This is a genomic window from uncultured Rikenella sp., from assembly GCF_948810725.1.
Classification (GTDB): Bacteria; Bacteroidota; Bacteroidia; order Bacteroidales; family Rikenellaceae; genus Rikenella.
In genome coordinates, this window is record NZ_CAQIVA010000002.1 from 1 (window position 1) to 22,884 (window position 22,884).

Here is a 22,884-nt window from a genome sequence, read left to right on the forward strand (position 1 = left end):
CCGGGGGCTGCGGGCCGACCGTTACCACGGGGACTTAGCTACTCGCTCTCGGCCCTAAAGTAAAGACCAAAGCTCGGCCAACAGTTCAGCCCAACCCACAGTCCAAATCTCAGTCCCAAGCTCGACCCAGCGCAGCGGGAAAACCGCAACCGGTTTTCGAACCCAAAGAACTGTCACAGCCCCAAGCCCAGCCCAGTTCTCCGTCCCGTGTCCGCCTCATTGCGGCTCCGCTTTCGCTCCGCCGCGCTTTTCGCGCGCCTGCGCGATTCATCTATATTCGGCTACCGCCGAAATAGTTGAATCGCTTCTTTAGGCGGCGGCGCGCGATCTGATCACTGCCCCGGCTGGAACTGTTCTCGTTGGCTTCGCCTTCCTCCTCGCCGCTCGGCAATTTGCAAACTGCGTTTGCATTGCCCTCGCTGGCAGCGTCGGTTGTGAACAAAGAGAACCAGAAAACCGACGCAGCAACCGAGTGCCATCAAACTTGTTTGAATGGCCGAGGTGCAAGGAGGAACCGAGTAGCGTTCCGAGAGCAGAGACCGTTTACGGGCTATGCCGAGATAGCACGAGGAAGCCGAAGGCAACGCGTAGCCAAACTTTAGACGGATGCTGCGCATCCTCAAGTTACCGACAGCCCAACTCATTGAAAAAGATTCCTACAATACAGGGCGCCCGACGCTAATGCGTCAGGCGCCCTGGTTCTCAGACCTGCATCAGGCCTCCGAAAACTTACATCCGGCAACTCTACATCGGCAAGTTGCCCACCGCATCCTTCGAACAAACGGGCAACTTCCCGTCTTTCCCCATCTGCACGAAAACCGTCGCACAAAGCACCGTCCACTGATCCCCGTAAGTCATCGTACTAGAGTGGCTATACCCCAGACAATGCCCATATTCGTGGAACATCGCCTGACGCGGATAACTATGCGGATGGCTGTTCGGAGACGTCGCATCGAAATAGACCCCCGTATAACAATAGTTCGCCAATCCATAAGTCTGTCCGCCCCCCAAGCCGCCGACCCCCGACACACAACCGAGCGAAAGCCCCCCATGGCTGCGAATCCGTTGCCGCAACTGATCGAGATCAATCGGATTCCGACCGTTGTCCAGCAGCCGCCCATCGTATTTCTCCATCTCGGTATTGAACTCCTCGGACGCGAACATAAAGGCCATATTGAGCGCCAAAGCCACCCCATGCCGACACAGCAACGGATTCATATGCCGCCAATAAGCATGTCCCGCATCCGCCGAATAGGCCGAAAACCGAATATACCACCGACTGTCGATCCGTTCGATTTTCTTCATGAACGGATCCTCCGTCTGAATGATCAGCGAGACATCTTCACCAGAGAGATCCGGTTGAGCCGGCACCACGATTTTCCGGCCGGACGCCGTCGTGAACGTGCGCTCCGAACTGACCACCGGCAACGGGAACGAAGCCTCCATGAACGGATAAATCAAATCGAATTGCGCCAACTCGACGAATTCCGGACTGAACTTATTGAACCGGCACAGGATTTTCACATCCCGAATCGCGATCGGCGAGAAGAACTTGACCAGCAACCGATGATCCCCCGCCACCGAAACCTGTAACGGAGCATTCGGATAGAACGAGCGCCGCCCCGCATTATAAAACACCTCCCGCGGTTCATCCGCCAGGAACATGGTATCGGTTTCGAACCGCGACAAGTCGTTTTCACGCACATAAAGCAACCCTTCCCGACTCTCCGGATGCTGATAATCTATCCGGATATGCGCCACCCGCCCCGCCTCGATCCGACAGCCCGAGAAACGGTATTTGCGCACGAACGGCATCCCGTCGCTGCGTTCCGATTCGATCGTGACGACCCCCGACAACGCCTTCCGACTCGGCAACGAGTAGAACGAACGACTCTCCGTAATGTCATAAACCGGAATCGCCCCGGTGCCGGAATAGGCTCCCGTCGCATCGAAAGCCGTGTAGACCCCATCCGCCTCGTCGAATACGATTTCGATCTTGCGGATAAACCGCCACATGTACTCCGACGAGACATTCACATCCACATCGACCCGCCCCACACAGCGTTCCAAAGCCACCGGCTGCGAGACCGAAGCCTGTGCCCGCCCGACATGCAAATCCAGCTTTTTGTAGTAGTAGATTTCGTCCAGCGGTTCGGCATCGGTCGGATTCCGCAGCCAGACATCCGCCAGCCTCTGCGGCAGATCGACCGCCGCCGGTTGTTGCTCCCGACTGGAAGTCGCCATGAAGACGACCGTATAATCCCCCTCTTTCAGCCCCTCGACCGTCAGTTTCGAAAAGTCGGACTCCAACTTGTGCGTATGCAGGTCGAGCTTCTCGCCGCGGCTGTCGGTAATCATATACCACATCTGTCCGATCTGATCCCGGGGCAGCAACTCTGTCTCGTCGGCCCGGGTCGGAAGGGTGGAGTCGTTCTCCGCCTGAAAGCCGAAGACGAAAGTGACACTCCCCTCGCCCGGCTGCCGGAGGTCGAATTCCTGTCGTTTTGAGCACCCGGCCATTACCCACACGGTGCCCAGAAGGAAAATAGCGATTTTCAGTCTGTTTTTCATCACACGCCTCCTCTCTTATTTCTTGACGCACCGCACGTATGCGAATCCTTCCATCTGCCACTGGTATTCATCAATCAACGAGAGAGAATTGGTTGCCGCCGAGAAAGAGAGTCTGCGAAGCCAAGCATACCCTCCCGGACACCCCGTCCGGTCGTTGGTCCACATCAAAGCCCAGTTGCCGAAATTCGGATTGTTCGACGTTGATTTATCGCCTTTATAGCCTGCCATCGGGAAGATCAAGAAACGATCCGTCCCATCGACGGAGAGTTTCACGTAACGCTGGGTTCCGGTCACCCCGGTCGGCGTCACGAGCGTCCCATTCGCGACATGAAGCGTAGCCGTAATTTGTTCGCCGGTCGCCGTGGTATAGTTCCCCGGAATCTGGGCCGAGGCCGGCAGAATGGCCCGCCACTCCGCCCGCGTCGGCACCCGGTAACCCTCGGGACACGGCATATGGGTATCGTGTATCCAAGGAGCATCCTGAGTCTGATTTCCGAGGTTATTCGAAGGATTGTATCCCTGCCACGGCACATACATATAGAGTCGTCCGAACTGGAACAGACCGCCGATGGTGTTGATCCAGCTCTCTCGGTACATCTCCTCGACCGTCAGGCCGTCGAGCGGATAGACCTGATCTTCCAGGTCGTGCGTGCGGGCATTGAACGCCATCCAGGTCAGCCCGCCCATTTCGACCGTTTCGATCTGATGTTCGCTGGGCGCGACCCGAATCTCCACATAGTCGTACGAAAGCTGCGTCAGCGCACTCTTCAGGTGCACGAGCACCGAATAGCCCAGCCGTCCCCGGCCCTGGGCCGCCACCGAAGCGTCGAACATCGAGACGAACCCGCCGTCGGGCTCTTCCGACACCGAAACGCCGCTGAGCGTGACATCCGGGTCCAACCCCTCGACGGAGTCGATATCGATCCGGCTGTCGCCCAAGAACGCGAGTTTCATCCCCGCCGCCCCTTCGGCCGGCACTTCGATCAGGTTATTCTGATAATCGACCTTGACCCCCGCCGGGAAACGGGAGCGCGCCGCATCGAGCACGATACGATTCCCCGCATCCGGACTTCCGACGACCGTTCCGCCCTCGTCCCACGGCTTGATCTCGACCACCCCTTCGATCATCGCGCCGGAGTTCCGCACCTCCACGGCATAGACCTTGTTGCATTCGACCGTCGGCAGCTCCAGCTTCAGCCTCAACGGCGCGTCGTCATAGCTTCCGAGCAAAACGAGGTGCACCGGCTGGGCGCTTTCGAAAATCCGGAAGACGGACTCCAGTTTGCCGCCTACCGCCGTTTCGAAGACTTTCCGGTAGGTGATCGTCTCTTTCGACGCCTGCTGGCCTTCGCGGAACGGACAGATCTCCGCCGGCGCATTCTCGACAAGGACTTCGCTGATCCGTATTTTGCTATCCGTCGAAGCATCGATGTCGAGCCGCGCCACGCTGCGCTTAAGCGAGACAGTTCGGGGATCCCCCCCCCCTCGCGTTTCGGTATCATTCCCAAGGTCGACCACGGCCGTCATAAACTCCGGCGCAGAGTTGTCGTGCAAATCCCGCCCGACAGCGATATTGCGGAAATTCTCTTCGTCGATGGTCTCTCCGGAGAGCGAAAAAGGAATGCCGCTGATGAAATAGAGCCGCGACCCACCGGCCGCCGAAACGGCAATTTCGCCCTTCTCGTTCGGTTTCAGCTGTTGTTTCAGATAAAACTTACCGTTGCTGAAGTGATAGACCGACAGTTCCTGAATTTTTTCGGCCAGATTCTCCCCAGGCGCCTCGTTATCCTGCAAAACCAACGGATAGGTCTGCCGTTCGCTTCCGTGCTCCAACACGGAAGGAGCCTGGCTTTTGTTGCACGCGCCCAAAAACAACGCTCCGCATAGAAAAGAGATAACGATCTTATTGTCAATGTGTTTCATAGATTGAAAACGAGCTGTTTCCCGGTACGTTCCGGAATAATCGACTGCAAAAGTATAATTTTTCCGCATACGTAACTACCTATCGATCAATTTTTAGCCTTTCGGCGAAACTGCCGCGCAGACCACAGCGGGCGGCGAGGCATCCGGAGAAACTCTGGCAGGAATTTTGCACTCGCTGAATTTGTGCTACTTTTGCAGAGGCTGTCGAACCGGCAGTCCGGCCATTACGGAACACCAAAAGATTTATTCACTCACCATTCATACAGACATCGACATGAAAAAAGGATGGATACTGGCGACCGTCGGAGCGGCGGCCGTTTTACTGAGCGCATGTTGCGCATGCCGCAAAGGGAGCCCGAAGATTGCGAATCTCGAAGCGGACGACTGGCGTCTGATCGAATTCCTCGGCGCAGCGGTGCCGACCGACAAGGCGGTGACGCTGACTTTCGACGCGGCTGAAAAGATGATCTACGGACAGGCTCCGTGCAACAACTTCTTCGCGGGTTACAGCCTCTACGAGGATCCGGAGCACAACATCGAGATCAAGAATGCGGGCGTCACGCGGATGTACTGCCCGGATACGGAGATCGAAGACGGCTTCGTAAGTCGGTTGACGGACATCAAACGATTGAAACTCGAAGGCGAACGGCTTCTGATGCTGGACGGCGAGGGCAATCTGGTCGCCTTGTTGCAGGCTGTGCCGCGGACGGCGAAGGAGGGAACGAACGGAAAATAGTCTCTGAGAACTGTTTTCTTTCCGAACGCATCTTTCGTTCCATTTTACACAGGGGCGACCTCGCAAAGGGTCGCCTCTTTTTCGTATTATCTTTTCAAAGCCTCTTTTGCTGTCCCCGCCCCGGGCTACCGCGAGAGAACCAATGGCGCACTGAGTGGCATCGGATACTACGGTTACAGCTGGGCTTCCACGGTCAACGATATACATAGCATGTATTTGGGTCTCAGCGTGACGTGGCTCAATACCAGCTACTCGAACAGCCGCGCTTACGGTTTTCAGTTGCGTTGCCTCTCGGAATAAACGGGAAATGCTTGCGATTCGAAGAATCGCGCGGGCCGAAGCCTCCCCCAGCGGAGGCCCGCAACTAACGTTGCTTTTGGGCCCCGCAGGCTTCGACCCTCAAAAGCACTTTCCCCCATTCACCTCCTCAATTCTTTCGGGTTCGGGCCGCGCGCTCCGGGGGTGGGCCAAAGGCCCAGCGCGCAGGCCCAGCGGTTCTACGGGTCGCAAGAGCACAGCCATTTTCTGTCGGGTTCGGCCTCGGCCTGTTTGCAAAAGTTCGCCGCCAGCGGTGAGTGCAACGAGCTCCGACAAGTTGCAATCCGCCGCGTGGGGTGGCGGCGGACTGCGCGACCCTTTGGGTCGCAGAAGCTCGGCCAAAGCACGACCAAAAGTTCATCCCACAGTTTTCAAATTCGGCCTGTCGCCCATCCCCATTCTGCGAAATTCGTCCTCGGCGCGCCCCCCCACGCGCCGTTGATGCGTCGCCCTCGCCGAGGACGGCGACCTAACGGTCGCACGAGCACCGCCTGAAGACCAGGCACGGCCCAAAGCTCGCCCCAATTCTCCGCCCCGTGTCAGCCTCACTGCGGCTCCGCTTGCGCTCCGCCGCATTTCTTCGTCGCCCGCGGCAATTCTTGCCGGATTGGCCGAGTGCCAATCCGGCAGAATATGCCCTCTTAGGCGGGCGGGCGCCCCGGCGGGACGGAGCGATACTGCGTATCGCTTAACCGCCTCAGCCCAACTCTTTGTCCGCGCGCCGCCGCGCCCGCCCGTCGCCCATCCGGAGAATATTGTTAATTTTGTCTCCGATGAAAACGCAGGAAATTTCAGTACCGCGCCCGGACAAACCGGAAGCCCCGTCGCGCATCGTGATCGGCGAAGCCCTGCCCTTGCTCAACACGCTGCTCGCCGGACGACGCCCTATCGTCATCACCGACCCGAACCTGGCAGCATCCTATCCGGAACTGATCGGACGCTATCCCCATATCCAGATCGGACTCGGCGAAACACAAAAAACACTGACCACCGTAGAACAAGTCTGTCGCGAACTGCTCCGAATGGGAGCCGACCGCGGCTCGTATATCGTCGGCATAGGCGGCGGCATCGTGACAGACATCACCGGATTCGTCGCCTCGGTTTATATGCGAGGCGTGAGCGGCTTCGGCTTCGTAGCCACCTCCCTGCTCGCTCAGGCCGATGCAAGCGTCGGCGGAAAGAACGGCGTCAATCTGGACGGCTATAAAAACCTAATCGGAGTTTTCAACCAACCGGACTTCGTGCTGTGCGATCAGACGATGCTCTCGACACTCCCCGCACGGGAGTTGAGAGCCGGTCTGGCCGAAGCCATCAAGTGCGGATTGATCGGCGACGCCGCCCTGTTCGAAGCCTTCGAAGGAGAGACATTCGAGACACTGACCGGCAACCCGGAACTACTCCACCGCATCCTCGTCGCCACAGTCGGACTGAAAGCCCGGGTAGTAGCAGCGGACGAACAAGAACACGGCGAGCGGAAACTGTTGAATCTGGGCCATACCTTCGGCCATGCGATCGAGAAATGCACGAGACATTACCTGCACGGCGAAGCGGTAGCCATCGGTCTCTGCGTGGCGGCCGGAGCAGCTGTTAAAGCCGGCCTGCTCACGGCAGATGAAGAGGCCCGGATTGCCCGAGCGATTCGCGGAATGGGGCTGCCGACCTCAATCGACCCCACGATCGAAGTCACTAAATCTCAGTTGATTGCCGCCGTTGAGGCAGATAAAAAACGAGAAGCGCAGGAAATCGATTTCGTCCTGCCATCCGGACTCGGCCGATCGGTTCGTCGCCGAATGCCGCTGACAGAGTTGGAGGCGTTGATTACGGACATTTTATAGCAAGATACTCCCGCCCCGGGCTTCCGTCATTGTAATACAGGATTGACGGGCAATGTAGGAAATCATGGGTTCGGGTGGTCGTCTACAACCAAAGAGATCACAAGTATCTATTTGGATTTTCAAACGGCAACCCTCCGACCCAATGGCGCAGATCGCCGTACCTACGGTTTTCAGTTGCGCTGCCTCTCGGAATAAACGGACGCACTGCGTCTTTTGCTGGCTGTGTCTACCCTAAATAATCACCATCCTCTACCCAAGAGGCACCCCAAAGCAACCGGACCTCGACCCCAATAAAACGAAATTGGACTGCCCATAAACAATAAGCCCCCAACCCCTATCGTTTCAAGCACACAAACCGCAGAAAAAATATGAAACTCAGTGAACACCGCGGAAATATGCTACACGGCGTACTGCTGATCGCCCTGTTCAGCTGCGCCGCTTTCTGGATCGCCGAGACCCGCTGGGTGAGCAGCCTCTCGCTCAGCCCGTTGATCGTCGGGATCATACTCGGAATGCTCTACGCCAACAGCCTCCGCAACCGGCTGCCGGCCACCTGGGTGCCCGGCATCCTCTTCTGTTCCAAACGACTGCTGCGGATCGGGATCATCCTGTACGGCTTCAACCTCACCTTCCAGGATGTCGTACAAGTCGGTTGGGCCGCTTTGGTGATCGACGCCGTGATCGTCGCCGGAACCATCTACGGCGGGATCTGGATCGGACGACTCTTGAAAATGGATCGCGGAATCGCCCTGCTGACCTCCGTCGGGAGCGGCATTTGCGGCGCCGCAGCCGTGCTCGGAGCCGAAGCCACCATCCACAGCAAACCTTATAAAACCGCCGTAGCCGTCTCCACCGTCGTGATCTTCGGGACGATCGCCATGTTCCTCTACCCCGCTCTGTACCGAAACGGCATTCTGGAGCTCGACCCGACACAGATGGGACTCTATGCCGGCGCGACGCTGCACGAAGTGGCCCACGCCGTGGGAGCCGGAAACGCCATGGGCGACGAAGTGGCCGGCGTGGCCGTCATCGTCAAGATGATCCGCGTGATGATGCTCGTCCCGGTCTTACTGCTTCTTGGCTTCGCCATCGCGCGCGCACGGGCACGAAAATTGCAGCAACGCGGCAACACGGCAGCAACCTCTGACAACGGAAGCGGCAAAGTGTCGATTCCGTGGTTCGCCGTGGGCTTTTTGGGAGTCATCGCTTTCAACTCGTTCGGCCTGTTGCCCGAAGGAGTGATCGCCTTCCTCAAACAATTGGACATCTTCCTGCTGACTATGGCCATGACCGCGCTCGGAGCCGAAACCAGCATCGAGAAGTTTCGCAAAGCAGGCGTCAAACCCTTTATACTGGCCGCTATCCTCTTCGTGTGGCTGATGGGCGGCGGATACCTTTTGGCCCGCCACCTCGCTCCGGCACTGATGTAACGCCGGGTTGTAGAAACGACACTAACAACTAAAAACCAATATTTATGAACTTCCTGACAGACGAAAAGCTCACCATCGTCGGCGCCGCCGGCATGATCGGTTCGAACATGGTACAGACCGCCATCATGATGGGCCTCACCCCGAACATCTGCGCCTACGACCCGTTCGCCCCGGCGCTCGAAGGGATGGCCGAAGAGATGTACCACTGCGGTTTCGAAGGGATCAACCTCACCTGGACCAACGACATCGCCGAAGCGCTCAAAGGCGCGAAATACATCATCTCGTCGGGCGGTGCGGCACGGAAAGCCGGCATGACCCGCGAAGACCTCCTGAAAGGGAATGCCGAAATCGCCGCCCAGTTCGGGAAAGACATCCGCACCTACTGCCCGGATGTGAAACACGTCGTCGTGATCTTCAACCCGGCCGATATCACCGGCCTCGTCACCCTGATCTATTCGGGTCTGAAGCCGTCTCAGGTCAGCACCCTCGCCGCTTTGGACAGCACGCGGCTCCGGACGGCGCTGGGACAGCATTTCGGTATCGCGCACGACCGGGTGACCGACGCCCGGACGTATGGCGGACACGGCGAACAGATGGCCGTTTTCGCTTCAACCGTCAAGGTGGACGGCAAACCGTTGACCGAACTGATCGGCACCCCGGCCCTGACCGACGAACAGTGGGCCGCCATCCGGCAACACGTGATTCAGGGCGGGAAACGGATCATTGACCTCCGGGGTCGGTCGTCGTTCCAGAGCCCGGCTTACGTGTCGGTCGAAATGATCCGTGCAGCGATGGGCGGCGCTCCTTTCCACTGGCCGGCAGGAGTGTACGTTTCGGAAGGGGGCTTCGATCACATCATGATGGCGATGGAAACCACAATCGACAAAGACGGAGTACATTATAAGGTACCGACCGGGACGGCTCAGGAGACCGAATCGCTGCAACAGAGCTACGGACACCTGTGCAAGTTGCGGGACGAGGTGATCGGCATGGGTATCATTCCGGCCATTTCGGAATGGGCGGGGTTGAATCCTAACTTGAAATAGTCGAAGTTATTTTAACTGACAGCAGGGCCGGATCTTTGTTCCAAAGATCCGGCCCTGCTACGTTTGCTCTGTTGAGGATCAGTCTGACAATGTCCTCTCATCCGCCGCCCCGGGCTTCCGCCTCAGCACCTCAGGTGCGTTGAGCGACGTCGGCAACTCCGGATACAGCTGGGCCTTTGCGATCAACGACATAAAAGGCGTCTACCTGAGTTTCAACACAATAGGACTCATTCCCAACTACACGACAGACCGCGCCCACGGTTTTCAGTTGCGTTCCTCTCGGAATAAACGCCGCGGGCCCGCGGTGGGCAATGGGCAGGAGCTACCTTAATATTAGACAGCCTCTACCCTACTTTTGACTGAATCCTGCGGTTCGAAGAACCGCACGGGCCGAAGCCTCCCCCAGCGGAGGCCCGCAACTAACGTTGCTCTGGGCCCCGCAGGCTTCGACCCTCAAAAGCAATCTCTAATTCACTACCTCCCTAGCAAAGCGGGTCGGACGTCCGGGAGGTATCGCAATTTTCGACGCGCAAGCGGCGTGTTGCGGGCCTCCCGAGGGGAGAGGTTCGGCCCGCGCGGCTCTGCGAGCCGCAGAAACTCAACCAACAAATCAGCCCAAACCACGACCAAAGGTTCAGCCCAATTCTGTCGGGTTCGGGCTGCGCGCTCCCCGGGTGGGCCGAAGGCCCAGCGCGCAGGCCCGGCGACCCTAAAGGATCGCAACAGTTTCACCCACCCCACCGCCCGTTTATCACCACATTCTGTCATGTTCGGCTTGTCGCCCACTCCCCCGAAGCACAGCCAACAGATCAACCCAACGCCCGTTCCCATTTTATCGCTATATTCTGTCAAGTTCGTCCTCGGCGCGGGAGGGGGCGCCGCCAGCGGTGAGTGCAACGAGCTTCAACGAGTTGCAGCCCTCCCCCTGCCGGGGCGGCGGACTGCGCGACCCAAAGGGTCGCAAAAGCATGGACAACAGCTCAGTCCAACCCACAGCCCAGTTCTCCGCCCCGTGTCCGCCTCACTGCGGCTCCGCTGTCGCTCCGCCGCGTTTTCGCGCGTCTGCGCGATTCAGCGATTTCGGCGTAAACCGAAATAGTTGAATCGCTTCTTTAGGCGAGGCGCGCGTCTTTGGCTACGGGAGGGAACTGCCCTTACGCCGGGCGGGCGGTGCCTCCCGGCACTCGGAATGGACAGCCTCGGCCCAATTCTTTGTTTCGCGCGCCTTGCGCGATTCATCTATATTCGGCTACCGCCGAAATAGTTGAATCGCTTCTTTAGGCGGGCGCGCGTCGAGCTTTGACCCGAATGGAACTGCCCTCGGGCCGGGCAGGCCCCACGTCCCGTGGACGGGAAATGCTGCGCATTTCAACTGGCAGCCTCTACCCCCAAGCAATACGCGAAACTATACCTCGGCCCCTTATCAACACGACGACGCCAGCAATGCCTCGACACGTTCCCGCAACGACGCTTTCATCAGCGCACCGACATGTACCCCGCACCCCGAAACCCCATCCGACGATAGGAAAGCCAAAGCCGGCACATTCCGAACCCGGAACCGCACCGCAATCCGTCGCTCCCGGTCGATGTCGATTTTATAAAAATCGACCCGACCCGCATACTCCTCCGCAACCTCCTCAAGCACAGGCAACATCGTTCGACACGGCTGACACCACGGCACATAAAAATCCAAAACAACCGGTCTCTCCCCCACCGGACGATAAGTCCCATCTTCCGACGGCCGAACCACCTGTTCCAAAGCCGCCTCTTTCAATTCAAGCAATTCCATCATTCTGTTCCATCAGTTTATCACATCACAAACATACCATGCAAAAAACATACACTTTTCCCATTCTTTACAGAACAGACATATAAAAAAGAGACAGCCTCTCATCCCTCCAAACAAAGGGAAGAGAGGCTGCCTCGAAATACTACTGAGAAAGAATCGCGCCGGACTAATCGGCAATCGTCTTTCCGGTACGTTTTTCCTTGCGGGTCATCATGTCGTATGCCACCGGCGTTGCAACGAACACCGACGAGAACGTCCCGATCACCACCCCGAACATCAGCGCGAAGACGAAACCGCGAATCACCTCGCCACCGAAGATAAAGATCGCCAGCAACACCACAAACGTCGAACCCGCCGTATTGACCGTCCGGGCCAGCGTACTATTGATCGCATGGTTGATATTTTCGCGCCGCGACCGCCGCGGATAGAGATGCTGATTTTCACGAATCCGGTCGAAGATCACCACCGTGTCGTTGATCGAATACCCGATGATGGTCAGGATCGCCGCGATGAACGACTGATCGACCGTCAGGTTGAACGGCAGCAAACCGTACAACAGCGAGAAGATACCGATCGTAAGAATCGCATCGTGGAACAGGGAGACAACCCCTCCCATCCCATACTGCCAGTTCTTGAATCGGATCGCAATGTATATCCCGATGGCAATCAGCGAGAAGATCACGGCAATGAACGAATTGACCTTGATATCGTGCGCAATACTCGGCCCGACCTTCTCCGCACTGATAATCCCGTACGGATTATTGACCGTCGTCGTAAAGTCTTCGATTGAGATGTCCTGTTTATAGAGCGGTTTCAAAGCCCGATAAATCATCTCGTTGATCTCGTTCGTCACCCCGTCCGCATCGTCCGCGTATTTGTACTGGGTCACGATCCGCATCTGCTTCTGATCCTTATTCCCATACTGCTTCACTTCCAGCCCGTCGGTAAAGACCTTGTCGAGCTCAGCCCGCACCTCGTTAGCCGTCACCTGCTGGTCGAAGCGCACCACATAGGCCCGTCCCCCCGAGAAGTCGACACCATAGCTCAATCCCTTGGTCGCCAGCGAGATGATCATCACGAGAATCAGCGTCCCGGAGATAATATAAGTGTATTTCCGGCAAGCGATAAAGTCGATTTTCGCATTGCCGAGGAAGTGTTCCGTCATCCGGTTCCAGAAGCGGATGTTCCACCCCTTGTCGAGCATCGCCACGAAAATCAACCGCGTAATAAAGATCGCGCAGAAGAGCGAAGTCAAAATCCCGATAATCAACGTCGTGGCAAAGCCCTGCACCGGCCCCGTCCCGAAGATGAAGAGGACGATACCGGTAATCAACGTCGTCGCCTGTCCGTCGATAATAGCCGAATAAGCGTTCTTGAACCCATCAGCGATCGAGAGGCTGAGCCCCTTACCCGAGTGCAGTTCCTCTTTGATCCGCTCGTAAATAATCACGTTGGCGTCCACCGCCATCCCCATGGTAAGGACGATCCCGGCAATCCCCGGCAAGGTCAACACCGCACCGAACGAAACCAAGACTCCGAACAGGAAGAAGAGATTGGCGATCAGAGCGATATTGGCGACCATCCCCGCCGTCTTGTAGAAGAAGAACATGTAGATGAGCACGAGCACGAATGCCAGTACGAAGGAGATCATCCCGGCGTCGATCGACTCCTGGCCGAGCGACGGCCCTACGACCGCTTCCTGCACAATTTGCGCCGGAGCCGGAAGGCGTCCGGACTGCAAGATATTGGCCAAGTCCTTCGCTTCGGCAATCGTAAAGTCGCCGGTAATCTGCGAGTGCCCCCCGGCGATCTCGCCGTTCACGATCGGGCAAGAGTATACATACCCGTCCAGCACCACCGCGATATACCGTCCCACATTATCCGCCGTCAGCCGCGCCCAGGTCTTCGCCCCCGCAGCATTCATGCTCATCGAGACTTCGGCCGACGAACCGGTCTGTCCGTACTGTCCGACCGCGTCGGTAATCACGCTCCCGTCCAGCGCCGGCCGCCCGTCGTTGCTCCCCTTGATGGCATAGAGTTCGAAGACCGTCGGATTCCCTTTGATCCCCTTGATCCCCCACATGAAGCGCACGTCGCGCGGGAACATCGCCCGCACCTGCGGCATATTGAGGTAGGTATTGACCTTCGCCGTGTCATACGACTGCGCCAGCCCGATCACGCCCCCCTCCTGGAACGGCTGGAAGACGCTGAACAACGATGAAATTTCATTTCCCGTCGCCGCAGCAGCGATTCCGTCTTCACCCTGCGCAGCGCCTAGAGCCGACAGCACGTCGGTCGAATCCTTCGCCGCCTCATCAGCCGCTTCCGCAGCCGTTTCAGTCTCCGAAGCCGAAGCGTTCGCAGCCTTTTCCGCCGCCAGCAAACCGGCCACTTCGTTATCGGCCTGCGCCATCATCGGATAGAGCTCCTTCGCCGTATAGGTCGTCCAGAATTCGAGGCTGGCCGTCCCCTGCAAGAGTTTCCGCACCCGTTCCGGATCCTTGATACCCGGCAGTTCGACGAGAATCCGACCGGTATTCCCGATCCGCTGGATATTGGGCTGAATCACCCCGAATCGGTCGATACGGGTCGAGAGCACGTTGAACGAGTTGGAGATCGCCGCGTCGCTCGATTCGCGCAACACGCGGATCACCTGTTCATTCGTGGACTCCGGCGTAATCTTCCCCCGCAGTTCATAGGTTCCGAAGATAGCCGCCAGCCGCCCCTCCGGCGCAATCCGCCGATAGGCATCCGCAAACAGGGTGATGAAGTCGTCGGTGCTGCTCCGCATAGCCGTCTTGGCATCCGCCATAGCCTGAAGGAACTGCGGGTCGGTACTGTGGTTAGAAAGGGCCTTGAGGACATCTTCGACCGCGATTTCGAGGGTGATGTTCATCCCCCCCTGCAAGTCGAGCCCGAGGTTGATCTCTTTCTCCTGACATTCGGCGTAGGTGTATTTCACCAGTCCGAGGTTGTACACGACCTGCGACTTCATGGAGTCGAGGTAGGCCTGTTCAACAGCCGAGTTCCCGCCGGAGACTTTGGCCGCCTCCTTGCGCACGCTCCGCGTCACGAACGAGAACGAGAGCTGGAACGCGCAGGCGATGGCCAGCATGATGGCCAAGAACTTGAGTGCGCCTTTATTCTGCATGGATCGTAAATAGTTTTATTTTGTTTTTGTTTTTTCGGGTGATATGAAGTTGCAAATATATACTTTTTTCCTGACTCGCAGCCATTTTTCGCCCCGGACGGGTTCCCTCCGCCGCTATTCGACCGCCGAACGAGGCCGATCGGCCAGCCCGGCCCCGAACGCTTCGTTCGGCCGAGGGCCCATCACCAACCGCAGTTCTCCGCCGCCCATGATATCCCGATAGGTGATATAGGCCTTCGAGTAGGGCTCGCCGTTCAGCGTGGCGGACTGAATGTAGATATTCTCCGGCCCGTTGTTTTCCGCCACGACGGTAAATCGCTTATTCCCTGCAACCGGGAACGTGACCCGGTCGAAAACCGGACTCCCCAGCACAAACGCGCCGTTGGCCGGATTGGCCGGATAGAAGCCCAGCGCATTGAAGACATACCAGGCCGACATCTGGCCGCAGTCTTCGTTCCCGCACAGCCCCTCGACCGTATCGTCGAAAAATTCGTCCAGAATCCGCCGCGCCAGCCGGGCGGTCTTCCACTGCTTCCCGAGGTAAGCATAGGCATAGATCGTCGAGTGGTTCGGTTCGTTGCCTTGGGCATACTGGCCGATCAGGCCCGAAATATCGGGCGAAGCCTCCGGCCCGCCGTTATACGGCACGGTAAACGTACTGTCCAACTTCGCTTCAACCGCCTCCGGACTGGGGAACAAGGCGAAGAGCCCTTCGAAGTCGTGCGGCACGAGCCACGTATATTGCCAGGCATTGCCCTCGCAAAAATCATCTCCCCGGTGGGTCGAGTAGTCCGGATTGAACGGTGTCCGGAACGAGCCGTCGGCCAGCCGCCCTTTCATAAAGCAGTCCGTCGAGTCGAAGTAATGGCGGTAATTTTTCGACCGCTCCATAAAATAGTCGTAATCCTTCTCTCGCCCCAACTTGCGGGCCGCCTGCGCCACGCTCCAGTCGCTGATGCAGTACTCCAGCGCCTTGGCCACCGACTCGCCCTCCTCGTCGGCCGGGATGTAGCCGCGCTCGCGTACCTGACGCAACCCCCGTTCATCGAGCTGCGCATAGGCCCGGATCGCCTCATACGCTTTCTCGCGGTCAAACCCCGGAATATCCTTGAGTATCGCATCCGCAATGACTTGCACCGAAGGAAATCCGACCATGCAATTCGTCTCGTTCCCCGCCAGATGCCACACCGGCACCTTCCCCTGTTGCTCATAAATCCGGATGAAGGAGTTCACGAAATCGCCCACGCGCTCCGGCGCAGTGAGGGTATAGAGCGGATTGGCCGCCCGATAGGTATCCCACAGCGAGAAAATCGTATAGATATCGGCACTCGAATCCGCATAAATCCTGCCGTCGGCCCCCCGGTATTCACCCGTCACGTCGTTGAAAACAGCCGGGAAAATCGATGCATGATAAAGCGCGGTATAAAACGTCCGCAGGCGGGCCGTATCGGTCGTCTCGACGGACATATGGGCCAACAGGTCGTTCCACTCCCTCCGCGCCGCCGCACGGGTTTCGTCGAATCCCTGGCCGCGCGCCTCCGCCAATAAATTGGCCTTAGCGCCTGCCACGCTCACCCCCGAAATCGCCACACGAGCCTCCACCGTCTCTCCTTCGGTCAACGGCCCGAAATCGAACACCGCATATGCCTCCGGCGTCACCACCGTCCGCGCCGGTCGCCCCTCTTTAGCCGGAAACACGGTGGTATCGGCATACACGGCGATGTTTTTGAACGGTTTCGAGAACTCGGCCACAAAATAGACCCGATCGTCCTCAGCCCATCCCCGCGAGAGGCGATACCCTTCAACAGTGGAGTCGTTCACGGCCCGAATCTTCAACTCCGTCGGCCAGTCCCAGCCGATGCCGTTGAAGAGATTGACGAGCACCCGCGCCGAATCCGTAGCGGGATAGGTGTATCGATGGAGACCGACGCGCGGCGTAGCGGTCAATTCGGCGTCGATTCCGTACCGGTCGAGCCGGGTCTTGTAGTATCCCGCCTGCGCCTCCTCCCGGTCGTGGGAGTAGGTGGACAGATAGTTCTGCGCCTTCACCGGAGCGGTCAATGTCCCCGTCAGCGGCATCAGCAACACATCGCCCTTATCACCGATCCCGGTACCGCTGAGATGGGTATGGGCAAAGCCGATGACGGTGGTGTCGCTGACATGGTAGCCGGAACACCAGTCCCATCCCTGACTGATATTCGTAGGCCCGAGCTGTACGGCTCCGAACGGCACGTTGGCTCCGACAAAGACGTGTCCGTGTCCGCCAGATCCGATCCGGGGATCGACGAACTGTGCGAGATCGCGCTCCTGATCGTTCGCAGCAGTCCGGCAGCCGGCCAGCAAAGCGGCTCCCAAAACGAGGCTCCATAATCCATGGATCGAAGTTCTCATATTTTCAGTCGTTTTTTGAATATATCTCAATCATTCACAGCGGCCGGCTGTCGATGGCCCCGCCCCGGGCTGCCGCCACGCGTACTCGGGCCTTTTGAACAATCTCGGCAGCCACGGGTACAGCTGGTGTTCTACGATAGATGAGACCGGCGGCATGTTCTTATACTTCCATCCGCAAAGCCTTATTCCTAACGGCGGCAGTCCTCGTGCCTTCGGTTTTCAGTTGCGTTGCCTCTCGGAATAAACGGGGCGCGGGCCCGCAGGGGGCAAGGGACTGGAGTTACCCTATTTGCGTTTTGAGTGCATCCCTGCGGTTCGTAGAACCGCCCGGGCCGGAGCCACCCCAGGCGTAGGCCTGCAACGTCGCGATGCTCGTTTCCGGCCACGCTGGCTCCGACCCGAATCACAAAAGCACACCCCAGTAAGCAGAAGCGCGCAGTAAGCGGGTCGGACGCACGGGAGGAACAGCAACTCTCGACGCGCAAGCGGCGTGTTGCGGGCCGCCCGAGGGCAGGCGGCCGGCCCGCGCGACCCGTTGGGTCGCAGAAGCTCGGCTCATTTGGTTTCGGACTTTCGTCCAATTCTGTTGGGTTCGGGCTGCGCGCTCCGGGGGTGGGCCGAAGGCCCAGCGCGCAGGCCCGGCGGCTCAAAGAGCCGCAAGAGCACGGCCTCTTTGCTATGAGGTTCGTCCTCAGCGCGCCCCGCTAAAGCGACGCCCTCGCCGAGGACGGCGATTCTGCGAATCGCGCTACTCGCTCTCGACCTATAACAGTTCGCCACCAGCGGAGAGCAGCAACGAGCTCCGACGAGTTGCAGCCCGCCGCGTGGGGTGGCGGCGAACTGCGCGACCCAAAGGGTCGCAAGAGCAATGCCCAAAGCCCGGCCAACAGCTCAGCCCAATCCACTGCCCAAATCTCAGCCCCATGCTCGGCCCGGCGCGGCGCGAAAACCGTAATCGGTTTTCGCGCCTGAAGAACAGGCACGGCCCAAAGCTCGCCCCAGTTCTCCGCCCCGTGTCCGCCTCACTGCGGCTCCGCTGTCGCTCCGCCGCGTTTTGCCGTCGCCCGCTGGGATTTCATCTCGATTTTGCTCACCGCAAAACGAGTGAAATCCCTCTTTACGCGGGCGGGCGACGGAGTTTTCGTGAGTGGGCAAGTTTTTTCGCGCGTCTTTAGGCGTTGGCGCGCGTTTTAGTTTGAGGGTACTGCGCTCGGGCCGCGCGGGCCCCACGTCCCGTGGACGGGCAAAACTTCGTTTTGCTGCGGCAGCCTCTACCCCCATTCTTCGCCCGCGCGACGCCGCGCGGGCCCGCAACGGGCAAGTGGCAGCTCTCCCCAACCTACGCACTGCACAAAAGCCCTACCGCTCCTTCCGGACAATATCACGGAGCGGAATCGCCTGAAAAGCCATCTGAGCCACACTGCTCTCGTACAAAATTCCCACCGTCCGAGGATCGATCATCGTCAGGCAAGAATACCCCCAACCCGGCTCCTCATCCAACAACAACTGGTTCTCCGGCAGCCACGTCGCCCCCCCGTCCAAGCTCGCCTTGATCGTAATCTTCGCTCTCGTCTGCGTCGTATCCGGATTCGAAAACAGCAGCAAATCCCGCCCCAACTCATTCTCCGCCGCCGGCACCCGGATCAGGCTCGCCATGCAGACCGGCTCACGCAAAGCACTGCGCGAAGTCGCATGCTCCTCCCACGTCCGACCCATATCGCGCGTCACGCAGATCGCCCGGCTATCGCCCCCGTTCCGCCGCATGTTCAGCATCAATACCCCCGGTTCAATTTCTACCACCTGTGCTTCCGTAGTGTTGGTGAACGCCGGCGCACCGATCGTCCACGTCCGTCCGTTGTCGCGACTCCAAACCACCGACGCGAACGGCATATGCGTCGAATCCGTCCACTGAATCGGGAAGACCAGCGTACTGTCCTGCATCACGATCCCGCGCCCCGGCCCCTGGAGAATCAAATGCCACGTCGGATCCTTGATCTGCGCCGTGATATTGACCGGTTCCGACCACGTCCGCCCGTCATCGTCGCTGTGCACCAGCAACACCTGCCCCGTCTGCTCCTCCGGCGTCATCGCATTGTTGTGCGACGCCCACCAGCCGCGTCCGCCGCCCATCCCGTGGTTCCACAACGCCATCACCCACGTCCGCCCCCGCAAAGGGTCCACCAGAATCGAAGGGTCGCCCACCCCGTTCTGCGACCGGGGCAACGAACCGTACGCAGTCAAATCCATCACCCGCCGCATCGGCTCCCACGTCCGTCCCCCGTCCGTACTCCGGCTCAGCCCCACCTGCACATCCTCCTGCAAATCGATATTGTTGTGATTCCGCACGTCATACACCCCGAGCAACGTCCCTTCGGCCGTCGTCGCCAGCCCCGGAATCCGATAGGTATGCACCCCGTCGTCCCCCGCCGTCCGCACCGCCAGCGCCAACCGATGTCCGTCCGCCCGCCGCGTGCGGGTAATCCTCCCCTGCGCACTCCCGTTGAAAAGCACCTCTTTGACCTGCGGTTCGAACTTGAAAGTCAGCGGCGTATCCTTCGCCACCGCCAGACTGACATAAAAGTAATTCGTCCACGGGAAAAGCCGCTGATCGAAACGCAAAGTCACCGTCCCATCCCGTTGCGCCGCCACCGTCGTATCCTGAGCCAGCAGCATGGCATAAGCCGGATGGTCGTAAACCGTCTGTCCCCCGCCATACTCCGCTATGCCGTGCGCCAGCCCGGACGACGCCGTGCGCGAGCCGAGCATCGACGTGGTTCCGGTGTAAAAGACCCGCACCGCCTCGATATACGGCAAGTCCTTTTCCGGAAACTCGATCGTCACGCCGCTCATATAGAGACTGTCGATCGTCGGCGTCACCCGCAGGTCGAAAATAATATTATTGGCACGCCCGACAACCACCGGAATGGTCGGTTCGTGAACGAAAACCGTCTGGGCCTGAGCCGAACGCCAACCCGCCGCACCGATGACCGGCAGGAGGAACAAAAGAAACTTTTTCATCGTTTGAATTGGGAAGTATGCGTGTCAAAAAAAGGGTTTCAGTCTTTCAGGTCGAACTCGAACATGCCCTGTCCGCGCAACACGTCGAGATAAGCCCGCGAAAAGCGGAGGTTGTCCGCCGTCGTATACCGCCGTTCGGTGAAAATCCGCGCCAGATTCGGCAACTCATTCTCCGCCAGCAGTCGCGCCGTCTCCTCCGACGCCTCCCGCGCCGCCCACACCTCGTCGATCCACTCCGGCGTATAGTCCCGATAGGTATCCCGATGCACGACCGCCTCCAGCGGCAGCCGGTCGGTCAGCTCCGGCAGCGGCTCCGCCGGATACCCCACCGCTACCGTCGTCACCGGCACCACCCCGCGCGGCAAGTGCAGGATCCGCACGATATCCGCCGCATTGTAAGTCGTCGTCCCGAGATAACAAATCCCCAACCCGTTAGCCTCCGCCTCTAACGAGAAGTTCTGCGAAGCCAGCAGCGCATCGATCGCACCGTTCACGAACCACTGCAGGTTGTCGTACCCCGGCTCCGCCCCGCGCTGCCGGCACCATATCGAAAAGCGGTGCACGTCGGCGCAGAAAGTCACCAACGCCCCCGCTCCGGTCGCCGCCGGCTGGTTGAAATGGCACGGCCCGAGCTCTCCGAAAACCGGCGAACCAGCCGACGTCACCACGATACTGTAGAGTTGCATGTTTCCGACCGTCGACGCCCGCGCCGCGGCAGCCAGCAATTCGGTCATCAGCGAATCGGGAATCAGTCGCCCCGGCTGGAAATTCCGGACACTGCGATGGTTCGCTATTTCTGGTATCATATCATACGCTGTTTCGAAAATTTCAGACCTCCGGCACCGGAGCAGCCCCCTGTGCCCATTGTACAAATATAGGATTTAAATGCATATCCGCCAAGCCACCCCCAACGCTCGCCCGCGTCCGCAAATATCCGTCACCCGGGGAAACGCATAAAAAGCTATATTTGCCGATATGAAAAACGTGCGATTCGCCAAATACCAGGGCGCCGGGAACGACTTCATCCTGCTCGACGCCCGACACGACGCCCCCGCCCTGACCCGTCCGGAGATACGCGCCCTCTGCGAGCGGCGGTTCGGCATCGGCGCCGACGGCCTGATGACCCTCGAAAACAGCGCGACACCCGGCTGCGACTTCCGGATGCGCTACTACAACGCCGACGGCGGCGAATCCACCATGTGCGGCAACGGCGGGCGGTGTATCGTCCGCTTCGCCGACCACCTCGGCATCGGCGGCCGCGTCAAACGGTTCGACAGCAGCGACGGCATCCACACGGCCGAACTGCTCGACGACCGCCTCGTCCGGTTGCAGATGATCGACACCGGAGCGCCGGAAAAGCTGGCCGACGGTCGTTCGTGGTTCCTCTTCACCGGCTCGCCGCACTACGTCGAATTCACCGACCGGCTGGACGGACTCGACGTGGAGCGGCTCGGCGCAACGATCCGGCGGCGGGCCGACTTCGAAGCCATCGGCGGCACGAACGTCAATTTCGTGGAGGTGGCGGGCGAGGGACGGATCCGGGTGCGCACCTTCGAACGCGGCGTGGAGGCCGAGACCTGGGCCTGCGGCACCGGCGTGACAGCTGCGGCACTCGTGACGCATGCCGTCCGGCAACCGGAGTGCTTCGATTTCACGGTCGAAACACGCGGCGGGATACTGGGGGTGACCTTCGCCGAGACCGAGACCGGAACTTTCGCCGACATCCGGCTGACCGGGCCGGCGGAACGCATTTTCGAAGGAGAAATCGAAATTTAACCGACCATAAAAATCGAACGGACATGGAAAAATTCGTCATCGCCGACGGCACACCGGTGCGCTATGCCGACGCCGGGAAAGGGACGCAAGTCGTCGTATTGCTGCACGGCTATTTGGAATCGATCGAAGTTTGGGACGACTTCGCCGGCGAGCTGGGCAAGGAGTACCGCGTGATTCGGGTCGATCTGCCGGGCCACGGCTTTTCGGAGTGGGGCGACCGCGACGTAATCGACATCGACTACATGGCCGACACCGTATCGGCCGTGTTGAGGGTCGCCGGGGTGGAAAAATGCACGGTCGTGGGCCATTCGATGGGCGGTTACGTCGCGCTGGCGCTCGCTGCGAACCACCCGGAACAGGTGGAGGGGCTGGTGCTGTTCCACTCCTCGCCGAACGCCGACACACCCGAAAAAGCGGCCAACCGGCAGCGCGAAATCGAGCTGATCGAAGCAGGTAAAAAAGAGATGCTGGCGCGCGTCAATCCCGGCAAAGGCTTTGCGGAGGCCAACCTGAAACGATGCTCCGAGGCGATCGAAGAGCTCTCGGAACAGGTGATGATGACGGAAGACGCCGCGATCGCGGCCGTGCTGCGAGGGATGTCGCGGCGGCTGGATCGCAACGACGAGATGCGCGGTTTCGGCATCCCCGAACTGATGATTTTCGGCCGGGGCGACAACTATATTCCGGCGGAGGCGGCCGAAGCGATGGCCGCGGCACAGCCACAGGCACGCGTGGCGTGGCTCGAACGGTCGGGGCACATGGGATTCATCGAACAGCCGTCCGAATCGCTGTCGATTCTGAAAGAATTTCTGACGACCGTCGCCCAAGGAGGCAAATAAGCACGGATCGTTACCCGTTTTTGAGTACCTTTGTCCACTGAAGACAAACCATTTAACACGA

15 protein-coding genes are annotated in these 22,884 nt (G+C 59.1%); 8 read left to right on the top strand and 7 right to left on the bottom strand.

The window, feature by feature from the left end:
- Positions 1 to 744: 744 nt before the first annotated feature.
- On the bottom strand, positions 745 to 2,571 hold the full coding sequence (locus tag Q9S52_RS01920) for a hypothetical protein (RefSeq protein ID WP_300829483.1): 1,827 nt from the start codon (positions 2,569 to 2,571) through the stop codon (positions 745 to 747).
- A 15-nt stretch (positions 2,572 to 2,586) separates the two neighbouring features.
- On the bottom strand, positions 2,587 to 4,494 hold the full coding sequence (locus tag Q9S52_RS01925) for an FISUMP domain-containing protein (protein ID WP_304707999.1): 1,908 nt from the start codon (positions 4,492 to 4,494) through the stop codon (positions 2,587 to 2,589).
- A 274-nt stretch (positions 4,495 to 4,768) separates the two neighbouring features.
- On the opposite strand from Q9S52_RS01925, the gene Q9S52_RS01930 reads away from it, so the two are divergent.
- The 6 genes from Q9S52_RS01930 (at position 4,769) to Q9S52_RS01955 (ending at position 10,190) form a co-directional block, all read left to right on the top strand.
- Positions 4,769 to 5,230 carry an META domain-containing protein gene (locus Q9S52_RS01930; protein WP_304708000.1) on the top strand — a complete coding sequence of 154 codons (462 nt, stop codon included), beginning with the start codon at positions 4,769 to 4,771 and terminating at the stop codon, positions 5,228 to 5,230.
- 1,091 nt (positions 5,231 to 6,321) lie between these two features.
- Entirely contained in the window at positions 6,322 to 7,383 is a 1,062-nt protein-coding gene (gene aroB, locus Q9S52_RS01935) for a 3-dehydroquinate synthase (RefSeq protein ID WP_300729050.1), read from the top strand.
- 42 nt (positions 7,384 to 7,425) lie between these two features.
- Positions 7,426 to 7,578 carry a hypothetical protein gene (locus Q9S52_RS01940; RefSeq protein ID WP_300729053.1) on the top strand — a complete coding sequence of 51 codons (153 nt, stop codon included), beginning with the start codon at positions 7,426 to 7,428 and terminating at the stop codon, positions 7,576 to 7,578.
- Between the two features lie 200 nt (positions 7,579 to 7,778).
- Positions 7,779 to 8,813, top strand: a complete 1,035-nt coding sequence (locus Q9S52_RS01945; RefSeq protein ID WP_304708049.1) for a YeiH family protein — start codon at positions 7,779 to 7,781, stop codon at positions 8,811 to 8,813.
- A 44-nt stretch (positions 8,814 to 8,857) separates the two neighbouring features.
- Positions 8,858 to 9,859 (top strand): malate dehydrogenase, encoded by a 1,002-nt coding sequence (locus tag Q9S52_RS01950; RefSeq protein WP_300829547.1) that lies wholly within the window; start codon positions 8,858 to 8,860, stop codon positions 9,857 to 9,859.
- A gap of 139 nt (positions 9,860 to 9,998) precedes the next feature.
- The gene (locus tag Q9S52_RS01955; protein ID WP_304708001.1) at positions 9,999 to 10,190 is read left to right on the top strand and encodes a hypothetical protein; all 192 of its coding nucleotides are present in this window, start codon (positions 9,999 to 10,001) and stop codon (positions 10,188 to 10,190) included.
- A 1,092-nt stretch (positions 10,191 to 11,282) separates the two neighbouring features.
- Here Q9S52_RS01955 and Q9S52_RS01960 read toward each other — a convergent pair.
- The 5 genes from Q9S52_RS01960 to Q9S52_RS01980 form a co-directional block, all read right to left on the bottom strand.
- The gene (locus tag Q9S52_RS01960; protein WP_304708002.1) at positions 11,283 to 11,651 is read right to left on the bottom strand and encodes a co-chaperone YbbN; all 369 of its coding nucleotides are present in this window, start codon (positions 11,649 to 11,651) and stop codon (positions 11,283 to 11,285) included.
- A 163-nt stretch (positions 11,652 to 11,814) separates the two neighbouring features.
- Positions 11,815 to 14,799, bottom strand: coding sequence for a protein translocase subunit SecDF (secDF, locus tag Q9S52_RS01965; RefSeq protein WP_304708003.1), 2,985 nt, complete (start codon positions 14,797 to 14,799; stop codon positions 11,815 to 11,817).
- 114 nt (positions 14,800 to 14,913) lie between these two features.
- The gene (locus Q9S52_RS01970; RefSeq protein WP_304708004.1) at positions 14,914 to 17,190 is read right to left on the bottom strand and encodes a GH92 family glycosyl hydrolase; all 2,277 of its coding nucleotides are present in this window, start codon (positions 17,188 to 17,190) and stop codon (positions 14,914 to 14,916) included.
- 1,359 nt (positions 17,191 to 18,549) lie between these two features.
- A complete protein-coding gene (locus Q9S52_RS01975) occupies positions 18,550 to 20,208 on the bottom strand; it encodes a sialidase family protein (protein ID WP_297626791.1) in 1,659 nt (552 codons plus the stop codon).
- Between the two features lie 38 nt (positions 20,209 to 20,246).
- Positions 20,247 to 21,014, bottom strand: a complete 768-nt coding sequence (locus tag Q9S52_RS01980) for a nitroreductase family protein (protein WP_304708005.1) — start codon at positions 21,012 to 21,014, stop codon at positions 20,247 to 20,249.
- A gap of 169 nt (positions 21,015 to 21,183) precedes the next feature.
- Between Q9S52_RS01980 and dapF the strand changes: the two genes are divergently transcribed.
- Both dapF and Q9S52_RS01990 read left to right on the top strand, forming a co-directional pair.
- Positions 21,184 to 21,984, top strand: coding sequence for a diaminopimelate epimerase (dapF, locus tag Q9S52_RS01985; RefSeq protein WP_304708006.1), 801 nt, complete (start codon positions 21,184 to 21,186; stop codon positions 21,982 to 21,984).
- A gap of 23 nt (positions 21,985 to 22,007) precedes the next feature.
- Positions 22,008 to 22,823 (top strand): alpha/beta fold hydrolase, encoded by an 816-nt coding sequence (locus Q9S52_RS01990; protein ID WP_304708007.1) that lies wholly within the window; start codon positions 22,008 to 22,010, stop codon positions 22,821 to 22,823.
- Positions 22,824 to 22,884: the final 61 nt, after the last annotated feature.

Coding starts and splice junctions, on each gene's coding strand:
- Q9S52_RS01975 (WP_297626791.1), bottom strand. CDS start 20,208: ATGAAAAAGTTTCTTTTGTTCCTCCTGCCGGTCATCGGTGCGGCGGGT.
- Q9S52_RS01970 (WP_304708004.1), bottom strand. CDS start 17,190: ATGAGAACTTCGATCCATGGATTATGGAGCCTCGTTTTGGGAGCCGCT.
- Q9S52_RS01945 (WP_304708049.1), top strand. CDS start 7,779: ATGCTACACGGCGTACTGCTGATCGCCCTGTTCAGCTGCGCCGCTTTC.
- Q9S52_RS01980 (WP_304708005.1), bottom strand. CDS start 21,014: ATGATACCAGAAATAGCGAACCATCGCAGTGTCCGGAATTTCCAGCCG.
- Q9S52_RS01990 (WP_304708007.1), top strand. CDS start 22,008: ATGGAAAAATTCGTCATCGCCGACGGCACACCGGTGCGCTATGCCGAC.
- dapF (WP_304708006.1), top strand. CDS start 21,184: ATGAAAAACGTGCGATTCGCCAAATACCAGGGCGCCGGGAACGACTTC.
- Q9S52_RS01930 (WP_304708000.1), top strand. CDS start 4,769: ATGAAAAAAGGATGGATACTGGCGACCGTCGGAGCGGCGGCCGTTTTA.
- Q9S52_RS01960 (WP_304708002.1), bottom strand. CDS start 11,651: ATGATGGAATTGCTTGAATTGAAAGAGGCGGCTTTGGAACAGGTGGTT.
- aroB (WP_300729050.1), top strand. CDS start 6,322: ATGAAAACGCAGGAAATTTCAGTACCGCGCCCGGACAAACCGGAAGCC.
- Q9S52_RS01950 (WP_300829547.1), top strand. CDS start 8,858: ATGAACTTCCTGACAGACGAAAAGCTCACCATCGTCGGCGCCGCCGGC.
- Q9S52_RS01925 (WP_304707999.1), bottom strand. CDS start 4,494: ATGAAACACATTGACAATAAGATCGTTATCTCTTTTCTATGCGGAGCG.
- secDF (WP_304708003.1), bottom strand. CDS start 14,799: ATGCAGAATAAAGGCGCACTCAAGTTCTTGGCCATCATGCTGGCCATC.
- Q9S52_RS01920 (WP_300829483.1), bottom strand. CDS start 2,571: ATGAAAAACAGACTGAAAATCGCTATTTTCCTTCTGGGCACCGTGTGG.